Origin of the sequence: Micromonospora sp. NPDC049523 (genome assembly GCF_040676775.1) — a bacterium.
Taxonomy (GTDB): domain Bacteria; phylum Actinomycetota; class Actinomycetes; order Mycobacteriales; family Micromonosporaceae; genus Micromonospora_G.
The window spans coordinates 44,379-62,957 of record NZ_JBFAPP010000030.1; the positions used below are offsets into that span (position 1 = coordinate 44,379).

At 72.4% G+C, this 18,579-nt stretch carries 12 protein-coding genes; 8 read left to right on the top strand and 4 right to left on the bottom strand.

What is annotated here, in order from left to right; genetic code table 11:
• From AB0J90_RS31980 to AB0J90_RS31995, 4 genes are all read right to left on the bottom strand, one after another.
• Complete coding sequence (locus AB0J90_RS31980; protein ID WP_363602319.1) at positions 1 to 1,383, bottom strand: NAD(P)/FAD-dependent oxidoreductase; 1,383 nt, start codon at positions 1,381 to 1,383, stop codon at positions 1 to 3.
• Positions 1,380 to 4,667: an amino acid adenylation domain-containing protein gene (locus AB0J90_RS31985; protein WP_363602321.1), complete on the bottom strand. Its 3,288-nt coding sequence runs from the start codon at positions 4,665 to 4,667 to the stop codon at positions 1,380 to 1,382. The genes AB0J90_RS31980 and AB0J90_RS31985 overlap by 4 nt, the downstream gene beginning before the upstream one ends.
• A 48-nt stretch (positions 4,668 to 4,715) precedes the next feature.
• Positions 4,716 to 10,712 carry an amino acid adenylation domain-containing protein gene (locus AB0J90_RS31990; protein ID WP_363602324.1) on the bottom strand — a complete coding sequence of 1,999 codons (5,997 nt, stop codon included), beginning with the start codon at positions 10,710 to 10,712 and terminating at the stop codon, positions 4,716 to 4,718.
• A 513-nt stretch (positions 10,713 to 11,225) separates the two neighbouring features.
• Positions 11,226 to 11,435, bottom strand: coding sequence for an MbtH family protein (locus AB0J90_RS31995; RefSeq protein WP_363602327.1), 210 nt, complete (start codon positions 11,433 to 11,435; stop codon positions 11,226 to 11,228).
• 214 nt (positions 11,436 to 11,649) lie between these two features.
• Between AB0J90_RS31995 and rapZ the strand changes: the two genes are divergently transcribed.
• The 8 genes from rapZ (at position 11,650) to AB0J90_RS32035 (ending at position 18,574) form a co-directional block, all read left to right on the top strand.
• Positions 11,650 to 12,492 carry an RNase adapter RapZ gene (rapZ, locus tag AB0J90_RS32000; RefSeq protein ID WP_363602378.1) on the top strand — a complete coding sequence of 281 codons (843 nt, stop codon included), beginning with the start codon at positions 11,650 to 11,652 and terminating at the stop codon, positions 12,490 to 12,492.
• Positions 12,489 to 13,466 carry a uridine diphosphate-N-acetylglucosamine-binding protein YvcK gene (yvcK, locus tag AB0J90_RS32005; RefSeq protein WP_363602330.1) on the top strand — a complete coding sequence of 326 codons (978 nt, stop codon included), beginning with the start codon at positions 12,489 to 12,491 and terminating at the stop codon, positions 13,464 to 13,466. Before rapZ ends, yvcK begins: the two co-directional genes overlap by 4 nt.
• 51 nt (positions 13,467 to 13,517) lie before the next feature.
• A complete protein-coding gene (gene whiA, locus AB0J90_RS32010) occupies positions 13,518 to 14,498 on the top strand; it encodes a DNA-binding protein WhiA (RefSeq protein WP_329102149.1) in 981 nt (326 codons plus the stop codon).
• A 304-nt stretch (positions 14,499 to 14,802) separates the two neighbouring features.
• Positions 14,803 to 15,807: a type I glyceraldehyde-3-phosphate dehydrogenase gene (gene gap / locus AB0J90_RS32015; protein ID WP_363602333.1), complete on the top strand. Its 1,005-nt coding sequence runs from the start codon at positions 14,803 to 14,805 to the stop codon at positions 15,805 to 15,807.
• Complete coding sequence (locus AB0J90_RS32020; RefSeq protein ID WP_363602335.1) at positions 15,804 to 17,003, top strand: phosphoglycerate kinase; 1,200 nt, start codon at positions 15,804 to 15,806, stop codon at positions 17,001 to 17,003. Before gap ends, AB0J90_RS32020 begins: the two co-directional genes overlap by 4 nt.
• Positions 17,003 to 17,794 carry a triose-phosphate isomerase gene (gene tpiA / locus AB0J90_RS32025; RefSeq protein WP_363602337.1) on the top strand — a complete coding sequence of 264 codons (792 nt, stop codon included), beginning with the start codon at positions 17,003 to 17,005 and terminating at the stop codon, positions 17,792 to 17,794. The genes AB0J90_RS32020 and tpiA overlap by 1 nt, the downstream gene beginning before the upstream one ends.
• A gap of 48 nt (positions 17,795 to 17,842) precedes the next feature.
• A complete protein-coding gene (gene secG, locus AB0J90_RS32030; RefSeq protein WP_121155430.1) occupies positions 17,843 to 18,100 on the top strand; it encodes a preprotein translocase subunit SecG in 258 nt (85 codons plus the stop codon).
• Positions 18,101 to 18,235: 135 nt separating this feature from the next.
• Entirely contained in the window at positions 18,236 to 18,574 is a 339-nt protein-coding gene (locus AB0J90_RS32035) for an RNA polymerase-binding protein RbpA (RefSeq protein WP_363602339.1), read from the top strand.
• Positions 18,575 to 18,579: the final 5 nt, after the last annotated feature.

Here is an 18,579-nt window from a genome sequence, read left to right on the forward strand (position 1 = left end):
TCACCGCCCCGAGGACCGGCGGGTGGACACCGACCGGGTCGCCGCCCAGAGCAGCCCGGCGCCGAGCGCCAGCGCACCACCGGTCGCGGCGCCGCGCAGCAGCCGGTCCTGCCGGCCGGACCGGGCCAGTGCCTCGGCGTACGGGGTGGTGGTGTGCGCGACCATCGTGTACAGCGGCGTCCAGTACGCCGGCAGCAGGCGGCTGAGCAGCCGGTCCGCGCCGGCCCGCAGCGCGTACGCCGGGCGGTGCACCCGGTCGCGCAGCTCGACGAAGTTGCGGGTGGACAGCTCGGCGAGCACGTCGGTGTGCGGCCGGCGGGACGCCTCGTACGCGGCCAGTGCCGCGCCCCGGTCGGCGTGCTGGTCCAGGCACTGGTCGAGCACCAGACAGTCCTCGAAGGAGGCGTTCATGCCCTGCCCGTAGAACGGGTAGACGGCGTGCGCGGCGTCACCGACGAGCACCACCCGATCGGTGTGCCGCCACGGGCTGGTCCGTACGGTCACCATCTGACCGGTCGGATGTTCGAGCACCTCCTCGACCAGCCGGGGCATCAGCTCCTCGGCGTCCGGGAAGTTCTGCCGGAAGAAGGCGCGGACGGTGTCCGGGGTGGTGAGCGTGGCGAAGCTCTGCGGGCCCTCGAAGGGCAGGAACAGGGTGCAGGTCAGCGAGCCGTCCACGTTGGGGTGGGCCACCATCAGGCCGTGCTCGCCGGGCCAGACGTGCAGCGCCTCCAGGCGTACCCGGGGTTGGCCGTTGTCGTCGGCCGGGATGGTCAGCTCCTTGTAGCCCCAGTCCAGGAACTCCTGGCTGTGGTTGGCCCGCTGCCCGTGGTGCAGTTGCTGCCGTACGGCGGAGAACGCCCCGTCGGCGCCGACCACCAGGTCCGCGGTCACCTCCTCGGTGGTGCCGTCGGCGAGCCGGGTCACGGCGACGCTCGGCACCTCCCGGTCGAGCCCGTGCAGCCGCCAGCCGAAGTGGAAACGCACCCCGGGCTGGGCCTCGGCCGCGTCGACCAGTACGGCGATCAGCTCGTCGCGCAGCACCGAGTGCAGGATCTGGTGGCCGTGCACCCCGTACGGCTGGAAGCTCACCGTGCCGTCGGGTGAGTGGACCACCCGCCCGCGCATCGGCACGCTCCGCTTGAGTACGTCGGCGAGCAGCCCGACCTCCTGCAGGGCGCGCATGCCACGGGCGGAGAGTCCCAGGTTGATCGAGCGTCCGGCGGCACCGGCCGGGGTCAGCCGGGGGTCGTCGCGCCGTTCGTAGACGTCCACCGCCCAGCCCCGTCGGGCCAGGTAGACGGCGGCGAGTGAGCCGGCCAGGCCGGCGCCGATGATCACGGCGCGGTCCCGGCGGTCGGTCGGTGACGGCGTGGCCGTCATTTGCCCTCCTCGGCGATAAGCGTGTCCAACAGCTCGTCGATCTCCCGGTCGGAGAGGTCGTCGAGCGAGGCGAGCAGGTCCTGGGCGCTCGGCCCACCGGCCGCGACCCGGTCGGCCGTACCGGTCGCTTCGCCCTCGGCGGTGGCCGGGTCGGCGACCAGGGGCGCGAGTTCGGCGATGGTCGGCGCGGCGAAGAGCAGCCGCAGCGGCAGGTCGACTCCGAAGGTGGCGCGGATCCGGGCGATCAGCCGGGTCGCGGTCAACGAGTGCCCGCCGAGGGCGAAGAAGTTGTCGTGCACGCCGACGTCGGCCAGCCCGAGCACCTCGCGCCAGAGCACCGCCAGCCCCTCCTCGGCCGGCGTACGCGGGGCCACCTGTCCGGCGCCGGACGTCTCCCGCCACACCGGCTCCGGCAGCGCCCGACGGTCGATCTTGCCGCTGCCGGTACGCGGGAACCGGTCCACCGGCACCAGGGTCGCCGGCAGCATGTACTCGGGGAGCTGGCCGGCGAGCGCGGGGCGCAGCCGGGACCAGAGCGCCGCCGGGTCGGCTTCGGCTTCGGTCGGCACCACGTACCCGACCAGCCGGACGTCCTCGGCGCTGGCCCGCCAGGTGACCACGACCGCGTCGCGGATCGCGTCCTGGGCCCGCAGGGCGGCCTCGATCTCGCCGAGCTCGATCCGGTAGCCGCGGAGTTTGACCTGCTGGTCGGCCCGGCCGAGGTACTCCAGGCGCCCGCTCGGCAGCCAGCGGGCCAGGTCACCGGTGGCGTACAGGCGGGCACCGGGCCGGCCGCCCCACGGGTCGGGGCGGAAGCTGGTGGCGGTACGCGCGGCGCTGCCGTGGTAGCCGCGGGCCACCCCGAGCCCACCCAGGTGCAGTTCGCCGACCGCGCCGACCGGCACCGGTAGACCGGCCGGGTCGAGCAGGTAGAGCCGGGTGTTGGCGACCGGGTCGCCGAGGTCCACCGGGCCGTGCGTGCCGACCGGACCGGCGGTGGAGTAGATGCTCGTCTCCGACGGGCCGTACCCGTTGATCAGGGTGGCGCCGTCGGTCAGCAGGGCGTCGGCGAGGTCGCGGGTGAGCGCCTCGCCGCCGCTGATCCGCAGCCGTACGCCGGACGGCACCCCGCCCGCGGCGAGCAGCATCCGCCAGCTCGCCGGGGTGGCCTGCACGACGGTGACGGCCCGATTGGCGATCTCGCTTCGCAGCGCGGCGGCGTCGACCGCGAGCCGGCTGTCGAACAGTTCGATCCGGGCACCGGCGAGCAGCGGCAGGATCAGCTCGACCACGGAGATGTCGAACGCGATGGTGGTGATCGCGGCTACCCGGTCGTCGGGGGTGAGGCGCAGCAGCCGTTCGAAGCCGACCAGCAGGTTGACCACCGAGCCGTGGGTGACCGCGACGCCCTTCGGCACACCGGTCGAGCCGGAGGTGTAGAGCAGGTAGGCGAGGCTGTCGGGGTGCCCGGTCTGCTCGGGCGCGGTCGCCGGCAGGGTCCGCAGCCGAGCGGCCACGTCCTGGTCGTCGAGCAGGATCACCCGGGTGCCGGCCGGCCAGCAGTCACCGGTACGGGTGGCGCTGGCCCGGTCGGTGAGCACGACCGGGGTGCCGGCGGTGGTCGCCATGCCGGTCAGCCGGGCGACCGGCAGTTCCGGGTCCAGCGGCAGGTAACCGCCGCCGGCCTGCCAGACCGCGAGCATCGCGGTGAGCATGCCGGTGCCCCGGGACAGACAGAGGCCGACGGGTACGTCGGTGCCGACGCCGTACTCGCGCACCAGGTGGGCGAGGCGGTTGCGGTCGGTGGTGAGCTGCCGGTACGTCAGCGTGGCGTCCAGCGCGGCCACCGCGACCGTGTCCGGGTCGGCCGCCGGGTGCTGCGCGAACAGTTCCGCGACCGAGGCGTACGGCGGCGCCACCGCCTCCTGCGCCCGCCACCCGGCGATGATCTCGTCCCGTGCCGCCGGCCCGAGCAGCGGCAGCTCGGCGATCGGGGTCGCGGGTTGGGCGACCGCCGCCTCCAGCAGCGCCAGGTACGCGCTGGCGAGCCGGTCGATCCTGTCCGCGTCGAACAGCTCGGTCCGGTACGTCAGCCGCCCCCGCAGCCGGTCCGGCCGCTGCTCGATGGTGAGCGTGAGGTCGAACTTGACGCTGCCGTTCTCGTGCAGTTCCGGGGCGATCCGCAGCCCCGCCACCTCGACCGGCGCGGGTGTCTCCTCCAGCGCGAACATCACCTGCACGACGGGGGAGAAGGCCAGGCTGCGCTGCGGGGAGAGCAGGTCGACCAGTTCCTCGAACGGCACGTCCTGGTGGGACTGGGCGGCGATCGCGCTGCTGCGGGCACCGCGGAGCAGTTCGGTGAAGGTGGTGCGTTCCTCGAACCGGCCACGCAACGCCAGGGTGTTGGCGAAGAAGCCGACCACTCCCTGCGTCTCCGGCCTGCTCCGGCCCGCGACCGGTACGGCGACCAGCAGATCCTGCTGCCCGCTGAGCCGGTGCAGCAGCGCCTGGAAGCCGCCGAGCAGGACCGCGAACTCGGTGGCGTCGGCGTCCCGGGCGAGTCCGCGTACGCCGTTGGTCAGGGTCGCCGGCAGCTCGAACGTGACCAGGCCACCGGCCGGCGACTGCTCCGGCGGGCGGGGCCGGTCGGCGGGCAGGTCGAGCAGGGTCGGTGCACCGGCCAGCTCGTCGTGCCAGAAGGCGAGGTCGTCGGCGAAGGCGGACCGTGCGGCCTGTTCACGCTGCCAGACCGCGAAGTCGGCGTACTGGATCGGTGGTGGTGGCAGGTCCGGTGCCGTTGCGGTGACCGCGGCCCGGTAACCGTGCGCCAGCTCGCCGAAGACGGTCTCGAACGACCAGCCGTCGGCGATGATGTGGTGCACCACCAGCACGAGCAGGTGGTCGTCCGGGGCGAGCCGGACGACCCGGGCCCGCAGCAGGGGCCCCTCGGTCAGGTCGAACGGTTTGCGGCTCTCCGCGTCGAGCACGGCGGCCGCCTCGGCCGGGGCGTCGCCGGACGGTTCGGTGACCGGTAGCTGCACCGTCCATGGTGGACTAACGAGCTGCGCCGGTTCGCCGTCCACCGAGGTGAAGGTCGTACGCAGCACCTCGTGTCGCTCGACCAGCCAGCTCAGCGCCGACTGGAGCGCGTCGACTCGCAGCTCGCCGGTCAGCCGCACCGACCAGGCGATGTTGTACTCCGCCGAGCCCGGATTCAGCTGGTCCAGCATCCACAGCCGACGCTGGGTCGACGAGGCGGGCAGGACGAAGGTCTCACCGGTCATCAGGTCTCCTCGGTGCCTGTGGTCGGGAGGGGGTCACCCGTGCTCACGTCACGCTCCCGGTCTGGGTTCCGTCGCGTCGGGCCGGCGGGTGTCCACCGCGACCAGCCGGAACTCCGCGGTCCGGCGACCGCCGGTCGGGTCGGTCAGCCAGAGTTGTTCTGGTGTGGGCAGCATCTCGCTCAGCCGCAGGGACGCGTCCGGTCCGGCGCCCTCGACGGTGCGCCGCACCGCGCGGGCGAAGCCGTCGACCGAGGCGAGGCTGGCGAAGTCGAGGAAGAACGGCTTCTTCTCCACCGGGGTCTTCACGAAGACGTACCGGGGCAGGCTTCGGTCGCGCTGCCAGCGGCGTACCTCGCGGAACCGCTCCGCCTCGTCGGTGGTACGGGCGAAGTCGAGTCCGGCCGCGGCGAAGCGCCAGTTCTCCCGGGCGATCACCACCCGGTCCACGGTGATCCGGGGCCGGTGGTCGGCGGGCGGGAGCAGGTCGAAACGCTGGATCAGTTGCAGCATCAGGGCTTCGCCGACGACCTCGGTGAGCGGCAGCGCGTACTTGCCGTCCCGGGTCCGTACGGTCAGCGTCCCGTCGCGCGACTCCAGCACACAGTCGGCCACCGCGACCGCCGTACGCGGGTCCAGCCCGCAGCTGTCGTGCCCGAAGATCAGGCGCAGGTCCCGTTCGGTGATCAGCTTGTCGGTCAGCCGGGACGGCGCCCCGCCCTCCTCACCCGTGGCGGCCAGCACCACGCGTGCGCCGGGCAGGTCCGCCCGCATCGCCGCGACCAGCTCTTCCGGTTGCGGATGCTGGGCCATGAACAGCGCGGAGCGCAGCGTGTTCACGCCCGGGTGGACCTCGCCGACGACCCATTGGAAGTCGCCGCGGGCGATCGCCTCGGTGCCGTCCGCGACCAGCATCACGTCCGGCGAGTGCTGGTACGCGCCGATCCAGCCCGGTCGGGGCGCGGCGAACGCGGCGGCCACCCGGTCGGCGATGCTCGCCGAGTCGAGCTGAATCCGCCGTTGCCCGTCGAGGTCCGGCAGCAGCCGGCGCCACCGGTCCTGCAACCCTCGGATCACCGGTGCGATCAGCTTTTCCGGCAGGTCGAACAGCAGGTCGTTGGCCCAGAGCCAGAAGTCGGCGAACGGCACCGTGTCCTGCCCGGTCCGGCCGACCAGTTCCGTGTACCGCTCCCGGCAGGCGCGGCCGAACAGTGCGGTGCCGGCGAAGGTGAACCAGCGCGCGCTTTCCAGCAGCAGGCTCAGCGCCGGCCAGAGGGTGCCCATCAGGTCGGTGGAGAGGGTCACCTGGTCCCCGGCCCGGCAGTCCTCGTAGACCAGGGTGCGGCCCGCGTACACCCTGCCTGCCCGGCGGGTCGCGGCGGCGCCGGTCAGCTCGGTGAACGTGCTGTCGAGTGCGGCCAGCGCGGGGCCGAGCCGGTCGGCGTCGCCGGCCGCCGCGGCGACCGCGTCCCGGGCCCGGACCAGGTCGTCCAGGGCGTGCAGCGCCGGTTCGCGTACGGCGGGGTCGGTCACCGCGTTCAGCCGGTCCCGGACCGCCCGCTCGGGGAAGAGGTCTTCCTTCGGCACCTCCAGCGACCAGGTCACCCGGTGCGCGTCGCGCAGCTCGGCCAGCAGCCGGTAGACCTCCTCGGGCGAGGTCAGCCCGGTGCTGGGGTCGGCGACCAGTTCGGCCGCGATCTCCAACGCGGTACGCGTCCCGTCGGCGGCGGCGAGCAGCCGGGCGGTCACCGGCGGCAGCGGTGCCGGCGGGGTGAGCGGTAGCAGCAGGTGGTCGTCGAGCACGCTCAGGAACGGCAGCCGGCGTGGGATCAGCCACGGGGCTAACCGGGGGTCCCGTTCGGTGAGCGCGTCCGCGAGCCCGCTCATCGCCCAGTTCTCGAAGTAGACCGTACGGGCCGCCAGCGGTTTCGCGCCGTGTTCGATCCGCAGCCCGGTCCCGCCGGGCGCGACGGTGGCCCAGCCGACCGGGCCGAAGAAGCCGATGGTGTCGTTCTTGACGCAGTACCGCTGCAGGTAGGTGGCGACCAGCGCCTCGTGCTGCCGGTGCTTGGAGTCGCGGGCGGCCGGCGGTTCACCGTCGGCCGGCCCGGTCCGGTGCAGCAGCGGGTCCAGGCCGGTCCGCAGGGCGTGCCGGTTCTGCCAGGTCACCGCCTCGCGCAGGAGCGGGTCGGCGGCGGCGGCACGCAGTCCGGCGCTACGCCGGGCGCTGGCCCGCTGGTACGACTCGGCGAAGGCGAGCCGCTCGGTCCGTACCCGCTCCACGGCGTCGGCGAGCGCGGCCCGGTTCTCGGCCAGCAGGGCGGCCAGTGCGGGATCGGCCACCGGGGGCAGTTCCTCCGGCACCGCCCCCTGGCGGACCTGCCGGTCGGCCCGGTTCCAGCGGGACCGCTGCTCGGTCGGTGCGGCCCGGCGGGCCCGGTGCAGGTTGTCGGCGAGCGCCCGGCGCAGTTCCGCCAGCCGGTCCTCGCCGGCCAGTACGGCGTCGGTCTGTCGCACGTGCTCGGGGTCACCGAGCCGGGTGAGCGGCCCGACCGGGAAACCGGCGGCGCGCAGTCCGACCCAGCGCCACATCGCCCACGGTCCGGCACCGGGCCGGATCAGGTGCCCCGGACCGGCGACGTTCTCCGCGACCGGCTCGGTGACCGGCTCGGTTGTGATTGCTGGTGCTGGTGCTGGTGCTGGTGCGGTCGCGGTTGTTGCTGCCGGTGGCGGGGCGGTGAGGGTGGCGGTGCCGCTGCGGTAGGCGCCGCGGTCGCGGGCGGTGATGCGTACCGGCGGCGGCTCGGGGGTGGCTCGCCGCCGGTCGATCTCAGCGGCCAGCGTGGCCAGGTTGTGCTGGTCGTAGACGGCGCGCACCGGCAGTTCGACGCCGAAGCGTTCGGCGGCGAGGAACGCCAGCCGGGTGGCGAGCAGCGAGTTGCCGCCGAGGGCGAAGAAGTCGTCCTCGGCCCGGCCCACCTCCGCGCCCAGCAGGTCGCCCCAGAGGGCGGCGAGCCGGACCTGGGTCGGGTCGGTCAGCGGCCGCTCCGGAGCCGGCCGGGCGGGCAGGGTCGGGGCGGGCAGCGCGTTCCGGTCCACCTTGCCGTTGCGGTTGAGCGGCAGCTTCGGCAGCAGCACGTACCCGGCCGGGCGCAGGTAGACCGGCAGGTGCGCGATCGCGTACGCGTCGAGCTGCGGTTCGTCCAGCGTCGCCGTACCGACCGAGCCGGGACTGACGTACGCGACCAGTCGGCGGCGTTCGCCGTCACCGTGCACGACCACGGCGACCTCGCCGACCAGCGGGTGGGCCCGTAGGACCGCCTCCGCCTCGGCCGGCTCCACCCGGAAGCCTCTGATCTTGACCTGCCGGTCGATCCGGCCGAGGAACTCCAGCGTCCCGTCCCGAAGCCAGCGGACCCGGTCCCCGGTGCGGTACATCCGGGCGCCGGGGCGCGGGTCGAACGGGTCGGGCAGGAACCGCTCGGCGGTCCGGCCGGGGTCGCCCAGGTAGCCCCGGGCCAGCCCGTCCCCGCCGGTGTACAACTCCCCGGGCACGCCGACCGGCACCGGCCGGAGCAGTGCGTCGAGGACGTAGACGGTGCTGCGGGGCACCGGCCGGCCGATCGGCACCGGTGCCGGTACGGCCGCCGGGTCGGTCATCGGGTGGCAGCAGGTGAAGGTGGTGTTCTCGGTCGGCCCGTACCCGTTGACCAGGGGGCGACCGTCGCGGACCCGCAGCGCGGCGCGGACCGCGCCGGGGTCGAGCACGTCGCCGCCGGCCAGCAGTTGGTCCACCCCGGCCAGCGCACCGGGGTCCTGCTCGACGACCTGGTGGAACAGCCCGGCGGTGAGCCAGAGCACGCTGATCCGCTCGGCTCGCAGCAGCCGGGCGATCTCCGCCGGCCCGAGCGGGTCTGGTGGGGCGACGACCAGGCGGCCACCGTTGAGCAGGCTGCCCCAGAGTTCCAGGGTGGCGGCGTCGAACGCGGCCGAGGCGAGGTGCAGCACCGTCTGGTCGGGGCCGAGGCGCAGGTAACCCGGCTCGTGCACCAGGCGCAACACGGCCCGGTGCGGCACCCCCACGCCCTTCGGTGTGCCGGTGGAGCCCGAGGTGTAGTTGACGTAGGCCAGGCTCTCCGGCCGGGTCGGGCACTCGGGTGCGGTGGTCGGCTGTGCGGCCAGTTCGGTGTCGATCCGGTCGAGGTCGATCGTCCGCGCGCCCTCCGGCAGCGGGGGAGCACCCCCGGTCGCGGCCGGGCCGGCACCGGTCGCGGTCAGCACCACCGGGTCGCCGGCCGCGGCCAGCAGCTCCCGGGTGCGGGCAGTTGGGTTCGCCGGGTCGAGCGGCAGGTACGCCGCGCCGGCCTTGACCACGGCCAGCAGGGTGAGCACCAGCCGTACGGACCGGGGCAGGGCGACCGCCACCGGCTGGTCCGGGGCGACCCCGCGCCGGATCAGCAGGTGGGCGAGCTGGTTTGCCCGCGCGTCGAGTTCGGCGTAGCTGAGGGTGCCGTCCACCCCGGTCACCGCGACCGCGTCGGGCTGCTGGCGCACCCGCTCGGTGAAGCGGTCGCCGATGGTGCCGGTCGGCTCGGTCGCGGCGTCGGCGAGCCGGTCGTGGCCGGCCCATTCGCGGGTGAGCAGGCGCCGCTCGGCCGGGTCGAACAGCGGCAGCGCGGCCACCGGTGCGTCCAGCCCCGAGGCGAGACCGACCAGCAGGTTGGTGAAGTGGCGCAGCATCGCGTCGGCGGCGGCGTCGGTGCAGCGGCGCCGGTCGTGGTAGAGCAGCACCCGCAGCACCGGTTCACCGAAGACGCAGACGGTCACCGGCGGTCCGGGATGCCGGTGCACCCGGGCGGTACGCCCGCCCCAGCCCGGGACCGAGCCGAGCAGCGCGGTCTGCAGGTCGCGGTGCTCGTACATGAGCAGGCTCTCGAAGAGCGGCTCGCTCGGCGGCAGTTCGCTCCAGCGCTGCACGGCGGTGAGCGGGGCGACCTGGTGGGACCGGACAGCGTCGATCTGCGCCCGTACCTCGACCAGCCAGTCGCGTACCGTCCGGCGGGGATGTACGTCGATCCGCAGCGGCACGGTGTTGATCAACATGCCGATGATCGTGTCGGCCTGCTCGATGCTGCCCCGGCGGCAGCTTCGGACCGCGCCGAACACCACGTCCTGTTCACCGCTGTAGCGGTGCAGCAGCAGCGCCCAGGCGGCGTTCACCAGCGTGCTCAGCGGTACGCCGACCGCCTGCGCGGTCCGCTGCAGGGCGGCGCTGTCGGCGGGGTCGAGCGTACGGGTGAGTTCCCGGACCGAGTCCGGTTCGCGCGGCGGGACGTCGGCGGCCGGTCGCAGCGGCAGCGGTGTTGGCAGCGTGACCCCGCTCAGCCGGGTACGCCAGAACTGCTGGTCGGCGGCGAGTGGACGCTGCCCGGCCCAGACCGCGAAGTCCTGGAACGGCCGGCGGGTCACGGGTACGGGGGTGTCCCCGGCGACGAGCGCCGCGTACTCGTCGAACACCTCGGTGAGCAGCAGGTGCACCGAGCGGCCGTCGAGGATCACATGGTGCAGGCTGAACACGATGGTGTGCCGGTCGGCCGCGTGCTGGATCAGCCCGACTCGGACCAGTGGCGCGGTCGCGGGGTCGAACTCGCGGGACCGGTCGACGGCGAGGAACCGGTCCAGTCGCGCCTGCTGGTCCGCGGGGTCGTCGAAGCCCTCGTCACGCCAGTCGTGGCGGTGCACCGGGATGGTCACCTCGGGATGCACCCGCTGGGTGGCGCGGTCCTGGGCGAGCCAACTGAACGTGGTCCGCAGGGCCGGGTGACGTCGGGTCGCGGCCTGCCAGGCGGCGGCCATGACCGTCTGGTCGAGCGGCTCCGGCCAGTCGATCACGACCTGCAGGATGTCGACCCCCGAGCCGGGCTCGAAGCGGTGGTGGAACAGCAGTCCCTGCTGTAAAGCCAGTACGTCGTAGCACTCGCCGTCCGGTTGCGCGGCGTTCGGTTGGTCGTCATCGACCTCGGTTGCGCTACTGCTGGTCGACCGCACGGTCTGCTTTCCTCCTTTAGTGATGCAGCCTGCTTTGTCGGCGCACCATGAAATGTCGCCGGTTAATGCACTCGGCTGCTCGGTCGGGCACACGAGGGCATGGCGAGGCGGTCGGAAAGGTGGAAGATTTCGCGCTGGTATCGGGGGTGCCCAAAAAAATACGAGAGCCATTCAGATCTGTCAACACTGGGGCGCGACCGGGCCAGTGTGGCGTCAGGTAGGGAGATAGGAGCCGATTTGACCACATTCTCTATGACAAAAAGCCACGAAGTTGTCGTTACCCGGTCCTGTCCGTGTTAGGGCTACCCATTCATGAATGCCGGAACCCGGCGGGGCTCCGTCGCGGTTGCCGGCCGGCCCGGCCGCGCGCCATTCGTTGCAAACAACAAAAGAAAATTAATGATTCCGTACGGAACCAAGGTGCATTCACGGGCGCCCTGCTCATTCCCGTCGTGGCAGACAAAAACGGGCGCCTCGAACAATCGAGACGCCCGCTCGCGGCCGTGAACCGGATCACGCCCTGGCGGTCAGCCACTCCCGCAGGCCCCGCGGGCGCAGATCGGTCCACACCTCGTCTATGTGGGCCAGGCAGGTCGCCCGGTCACCCTCGACGCCGGCCCGCTGCCAACCCGGTGGCGGCTCGGACCCGACCGGCCAGATAGAGTACTGCTCTTCGTCGTTGACAACTACGTGATAGCGACGCTGATCCTCGGCTTCTTCCACGGGCACACTCCACAAATGGGGGGCTCAGCGGCCTGGGACGGTGACTGGTGACTATACATCGATCCCGCGAGCACGGTGCCGATCGACGATCGGCGTTCGCCGTACGCGCGCGGCTTGGGGGTAACAGGTGAGCGAGCGCGGCGGCGCGCACGGATCACGCTCGGACGACACCGCGGCCGACGCGGCACCGAGCCGGTCCGAGACGGATCTCGTCGTGGTCACCGGGGTCTCCGGCGGCGGTCGCAGCACGGTCGCCCGCGCCCTGGAGAACGTCGGCTTCTACGTGGTGGACAACCTGCCCCAGGCGCTGATGCTGGACATGGCCGAGCTGGCCTTCCAGGCCGGCGGGACCACCCGGCAGACGGCGATGGTGCTGGACGTACGCAGCCGCGCCTTCTCCACCGACCTGTCCGGGGCCATCCGGGCGCTCAAGGAGCGCGGCTTCCAGCCCCGGGTGGTCTTCGTCGACGCCGACGACGAGGTGCTGATCCGCCGCTTCGAGAGCGTCCGGCGCTCGCACCCGCTGCAGGGTGACGGCCGGCTCGCCGACGGCATCGCGGTCGAGCGGGGCCTGCTCGAAGAGGCCCGTGAGCAGGCCGACGTGATCATCGACACCAGCCACCTCAACGTCAACCAGCTCCGCAGCAGGGTGGAGGAACTCTTCGGCGGCGAGGACGCCCGGCGGCTCAAGGTCACCGTGCTCTCCTTCGGCTTCAAGTACGGGCTGCCGCCGGACGCCGATTTTGTGCTCGACGCCCGGTTCCTGCCGAACCCGTACTGGGTACCGGAGCTGCGCGAGCACAACGGGCGGGAGGAAGCGGTGAGCCGGTACGTGCTGGGCCAGCACGGCGCGACGACCTTCGTCGAGACGTACGCCCGCCTGATCAACGCGACCGCGCCCGGCTTCGAACGCGAGGGCAAGCGGTACCTCACCGTGGCGGTGGGCTGCACCGGCGGCAAGCACCGCAGCGTGGCGATCGCGGAGGAACTCGCCAGCCGGCTGCGTCAGGCCCGGTTGGCCGCCAACGCCCAGCACCGCGACCTGGGCCGCGAGTGACGGCGATCAAGGTCGTCGCGTTCGGCGGCGGCCATGGCCTGTCGGCGTCCCTACGGGCCCTGCGCCGCTGCGCGCCCGATCTCGAACTCGACATCACCGCGGTGGTGACCGTCGGTGACGACGGCGGCTCCAGCGGCCGGCTGCGCGCCGAGCGGGGCGCGCTGCCCCCGGGTGACCTGCGCCAGGCGCTGGTCGCCCTGGCCGCCGAGCGGCCGGCCACCCGGCGCAGCGCGGAACTGTTCCAGCACCGGTTCACCGGCGGGGGCGACCGGCCGTCCGGCGAGGACCCGCTGGCCGGGCACGCCGTCGGCAACCTGGTGCTGCTCGGGCTGATGGAGCAGCTCGGCGACCCGGTCGCCGCGCTCGACCACGCCGGGGCGATGCTCGGCGCGATCGGGCGGGTGCTGCCCATGTCCTGCCAGCAGATCGGGATCGAGGCCCGGGTACGCGGCACCGACCCGGCCCGGCCGGACGCGGTGCAGACCGTACGCGGCCAGCACGCGGTGGCGGTGACCCAGGGGCGGGTGGAGTCGGTGCGGCTGACCCCGTCCGGGCCACAGGCCTGCCGGGAGGCGGTCGTCGCGGTGGGCGAGGCCGACTGGTTGATCTTCGGTCCGGGTAGCTGGTACACCAGCGTGATCCCGCACCTGCTGGTGCCGGAGCTGGCCGCCGCGATCGTGGCGAGCCCGGCCCGCCGCCTGGTGACCCTGAACCTGGCGACCGAGCAGGAGACCCTCGGGCTGTCGGTCGCCGACCACCTGGCCGCGCTGCGCTGGTACCTGCCGGAACTGCGGGTCGATCTGGTTCTTGCCGACGGGAAAGCGGTAGGTGACCCCGAACCGGTCGATCGTGCGGCAGAATCGCTGGGTGCGCGGCTGGTGCTCGCTCCGGTGGCTGTCCAGGACGGCAGCCCACGACACGATCCCGATGCTTTGGGAGCCGCGCTGGTGCCTGTCCTGGGCGCCGATCGTTAAGCACGTACGAATCACCGGCATCATGCCGGAACCGGCCACGAGGTGACGACAATGGCGATGACAGCTGCGGTCAAGGACGAGCTGAGCCGGGTCGACGTGCCCAAACCCTGCTGCCGCAGAGCGGAGATGGCCGCCCTGCTGCGGTTCGCGGGCGGCCTGCACATCGTCTCCGGGCGGGTGGTGGTGGAGGCGGAACTGGACACCGGCGCGGTCGCGCGGCGACTGCGCCGCGAGGTGGCCGAGGTGTACGGCTACCCGAGCGAGATTCACGTACTCGCCTCCGGGGGGCTGCGCAAGGGCAGCCACTACATCGTCCGGGTGGTCAAGGACGGGGAGGCGCTGGCCCGGCAGACCGGGCTGCTCGACGTCCGGGGCCGGCCCGTACGCGGTCTGCCGCCGCACGTGGTGGCGGCGAACGTCTGCTGCGCGGTCGCGGCCTGGCGCGGTGCGTTCATGGCGCACGGCTCGCTGACCGAGCCCGGCCGCTCCTGCGCGCTCGAGATCACCTGCCCCGGCCCGGAGTCGGCGCTGGCCCTGGTCGGCGCGGCCCGCCGGATCGGGATCACCGCCAAGGCCCGCGAGGTACGCGGGGTCGACCGGGTGGTGGTCAAGGACGGCGACGCGATCGCCGCCCTGCTGACCCGGATCGGCGCCCACTCCAGCGTGCTGGCCTGGGAGGAGCGCCGGGTGCGGCGCGAGGTACGGGCAACCGCGAACCGGCTGGCCAACTTCGACGACGCGAACCTGCGCCGCTCGGCGCGGGCCGCGGTGGCCGCCGCCGCCCGGGTGACCAGGGCGCTGGAGATCCTCGCCGAGGAGGCGCCCAACCACCTGACCTCGGCCGGGCAGTTGCGGCTGGAGCACCGTCAGGCGTCGCTGGAGGAGTTGGGCGCGCTGGCCGACCCGCCGCTGACCAAGGACGCGATCGCGGGGCGGATCCGGCGGCTGCTGGCGCTGGCCGACAAGCGGGCGCGGGACCTGGGCATCCCGGACACCGAGGCGGCGGTAACGCCGGACATGCTGGCCGTCTGAGGGCCCGGTCGCGGGTGGGCCGGCGCAGGCCGTCCCACCTCGACAGTGCCCGAAAAATCCCCCGACGGTGGTGGGTTTACGCCCCGACGCAACGAGGCACCCCCCGCTCCGATAAGGTACCGAGCGTACGGCGACGGGGCCGGAACCGGTTACTCGCGCCGTATTCACCGCCTCGGGCGGTCAGGTCCTCGGACCGCGGCGGGGTGGCCGATTACTATCGGCGGCCGACTCCTGCGGTCGGCGCGCACACCTCCGACGGCGATCGGGCTGAACGCCGTCGGACCAGACTGCGAGGAGATGGCCTGTGACCATCCGGGTTGGCATCAACGGCTTTGGCCGAATCGGCCGTAACTTCTTCCGTGCGGTGCTCGCCTCGGGCGCCGACATCGAACTGGTCGGCGCGAACGACCTGACCGACAACGCCACGCTGGCGCACCTGCTCAAGTACGACAGCATCCTCGGCCGCCTGCCGCACGAGGCGAAGGCGACCGCCGACGAGATCACCGTCGGTGGCCACACCTTCAAGGCGTTCGCCGAGAAGGACCCGAGCAAGCTGCCGTGGGGCGACCTGGGCGCGGACGTCGTGATCGAGTCGACCGGCTTCTTCACCGACGCCACCAAGGCGAAGGCGCATATCGACGGTGGCGCCAAGAAGGTCATCATCTCCGCTCCGGCGAAGAACGAGGACGTCACGGTCGTCATGGGCGTCAACCACGACCAGTACGACCCGGCCAAGCACAACATCATCTCGAACGCGTCGTGCACCACGAACTGCCTCGCGCCGATGGCGAAGGTGCTCAACGACACGGTGGGCATCGAAAAGGGTCTGATGACCACGATCCACGCCTACACCCAGGACCAGAACCTCCAGGACGGTCCGCACAAGGACCTGCGCCGGGCCCGCGCCGCCGCGCTGAACATCGTGCCGACCTCGACCGGCGCCGCGAAGGCCATCGGCCTGGTGCTGCCGGAGCTGAAGGGCAAGCTCGACGGCTTCGCCCTGCGGGTGCCGATCCCGACCGGCTCGGCCACCGACCTGACCATCACCGCCCGCCGCGAGACCTCGGTCGAAGAGGTCAACGCCGCGCTCAAGGCGGCCGCCGAGGGCCCGCTCAAGGGCATCCTGGTCTACACCGAGGACGAGATCGTCTCCACCGACATCGTGACCGACCCGGCCTCCTGCATCTTCGACGCCGGCCTCACCAAGGTGATCGGCAACCAGGTGAAGGTCGTCGGCTGGTACGACAACGAGTGGGGTTACTCGAACCGGCTCGTCGACCTGGTCAAGCTGGTGGGTTCCTCGCTGTGAGCATCGGTACCCTCGACGATCTGCTGGCCGAGGGGGTGTCGGGTCGCCGGGTGCTCGTACGCGCCGACCTGAACGTCCCCCTCGACAAGGCCAGCGGGGCGATCACCGACGACGGGCGGATCAGGGCGGTACTGCCGACCCTGACCGCCCTGCGGGACGCGGGCGCGGCGATCATCGTCTGCTCGCACCTGGGGCGGCCGAAGGGCGCGCCGGACCCGCAGTACAGCCTCGCCCCGGTCGGTACCCGGCTGGCCGAGCTGCTCGAATCGCCGGTGACCTTCGCGACCGACACCGTCGGCGAGTCGGCCCGCGCCGCCGTCGACACGATCGCCTCCGGTGAACTGGTGCTGCTGGAGAACCTGCGGTTCAACCCGGGCGAGACCAGCAAGGACGAGGCCGAACGGGGCGCCTTCGCCGACCAGCTCGCCGGGTTCGCCGAGGCGTACGTCGACGACGCGTTCGGCGCGGTGCACCGCAAGCACGCCAGCGTGTTCGACGTACCGGCGCGGTTGCCGCACGTCGCGGGCCGGTTGGTGCTGCGCGAGGTGGAGGTCCTCTCCCGGTTGACCGGTGAGCCCGACCGCCCGTACGTGGTCGTGCTCGGCGGGTCGAAGGTCTCCGACAAGCTCGCGGTGATCGAGGCGCTGCTGCCGACGGTCGACCGCCTGCTCATCGGCGGTGGGATGTGCTTCACCTTCCTCAAGGCCCAGGGGCACGGGGTCGGCACCTCGCTGCTCGAGGAGGAGATGGTCGGCACCTGCCGGGACCTGCTGGCCCGCGCCGACGGCAAGATCGTGTTGCCGCTGGACGTGGTGGCCGCGACGGCGTTCGCGCCGGACGCCGAGCACGAGACGGTGCCGGCGGAGTCGATCCCGCAGAACCGGCTCGGGCTGGACGTCGGCCCGCGTACGGTGGCCGCCTTCGCCGAGGTGATCAGCGGCGCCAAGACGGTCTTCTGGAACGGCCCGATGGGTGTGTTCGAGATGCCGGCGTTCGCGGCCGGCACCCGGGGCGTCGCCGAGGCGATCACCGCGGTGAACGGGTTCACGGTGGTCGGTGGCGGTGACTCGGCTGCCGCGGTACGCGCACTCGGCCTGGACGAGTCGTCGTTCGGTCACATCTCGACCGGCGGGGGTGCCTCGCTGGAGTACCTGGAGGGCAAGACCCTCCCCGGTATCGCCGCCCTGGAGCAGTGATGGCTACGCCTGCACGCCGGCCCTTGATGGCCGGCAACTGGAAGATGAACCTGAACCACTTCGAGGCCAACAAGCTGGTCCAGGACCTGGCGTTCCGGCTGAACGCCCAGCAGCTCACCGACGTCGAGGCGGTGGTCCTGCCGCCGTTCACCTCGCTGCGCAGCGTGCAGACCGCGATCGAGGGCGACAAGCTGCTGATCGGGTACGGCGCGCAGGACCTGTCGCCGTACCCGCCGGGGGCCTACACCGGCGACATCTCCGGACCGATGCTGAGCAAGCTCGGCTGCCAGTACGTGGTGGTCGGGCACTCGGAGCGTCGGGCGTACCACCACGAGGACGACGTCGTGGTGAACGCCAAGGTGGTGGCGGCGCTCGGCAGTGAGATCACGCCGATCCTCTGCATCGGGGAGGGGCTGGACGTCCGCGAGGAGTCCCGTCACGTGGTGCACTGCTGCGACCAGCTCGACGCCGCCCTGCGCGGGCTCACCCCGGAGCAGGTGGCACAGGTGGTCGTCGCGTACGAGCCGGTCTGGGCGATCGGCACGGGCAAGACGGCGACGCCGGAGAACGCCCAGGAGGTCTGCGGAGCGGTTCGCGAGCGGATCGCGGGCACCTTCGGCAGGACCACCGCGGACCAGGTTCGGGTCCTCTACGGCGGCTCGGTGAAGTCCTCCAACATCGCGTCGATCATGGCCCAGCCGGACGTCGACGGTGCTCTGATCGGCGGCGCGAGCCTGGACGCCGAGGAGTTCGCGAAAATCTGCCGGTTCCCGGAGCACATCACCGCGTAGCCGGCCGCTATTGTTGACGGGCCCGTCACGAGAGGACTGACCCTTACCATGCTTCCGATCCAGTTCGCATACACGTTGATCGTGTTGCTGGTTATCACGAGCGTGCTGCTCACCATGCTCATCCTGCTGCACCGCGGCAAGGGTGGCGGGTTGTCGAGCATGTTCGGCGGCGGGGTGAGCTCCAGCCTGGCCGGTTCGTCGGTGGCGGAGAAGAACCTCGACCGTTACACGGTTCTGGTGGGCGTTGTCTGGTTTGCCTGTATTGTCGGCTTGGGCCTCTGGCTCAAGCTCGCCATGGCCAGCTGACTGCCTGCCGCAACTCGCAACACCTGCGCGCGGTCCGTACCAACGGGCCGCGCGCAGCCGTTTTGTCGCACCGCGTCGCAACACACCGCCACCGGCACCGGTGGTGGTTCCCCTCCGACGACAGGAGCGAGCAGCGTGAGCAGCGCAATCCGTGGTACCAGGGTCGGTGCGGGTCCGGCCCGTCCGACCGGCCGGTCCGAACCGGCTCCCCGCCGCCCGGTCACCTACTGGTGTGCCAACGCGCACATGGTGGAGATCCTGCTGGCGGCCGAGGTGGCGCCGCCCGAGACGTGGGACTGCCCGCACTGCGGCCAGCCGGCCGGGCAGGACGTCCACAACCCGCCGGGTCGGCTCCGCGCCGAGCCGCACAAGTCCCACCTGGCGTACGTGAAGGAACGGCGCAGCGACGCCGACGGCGCGGCCCTGCTCGACGAGGCGCTCGCCGCGCTGCGTCGCCGCCGCGGCGAGCACTGACCCAT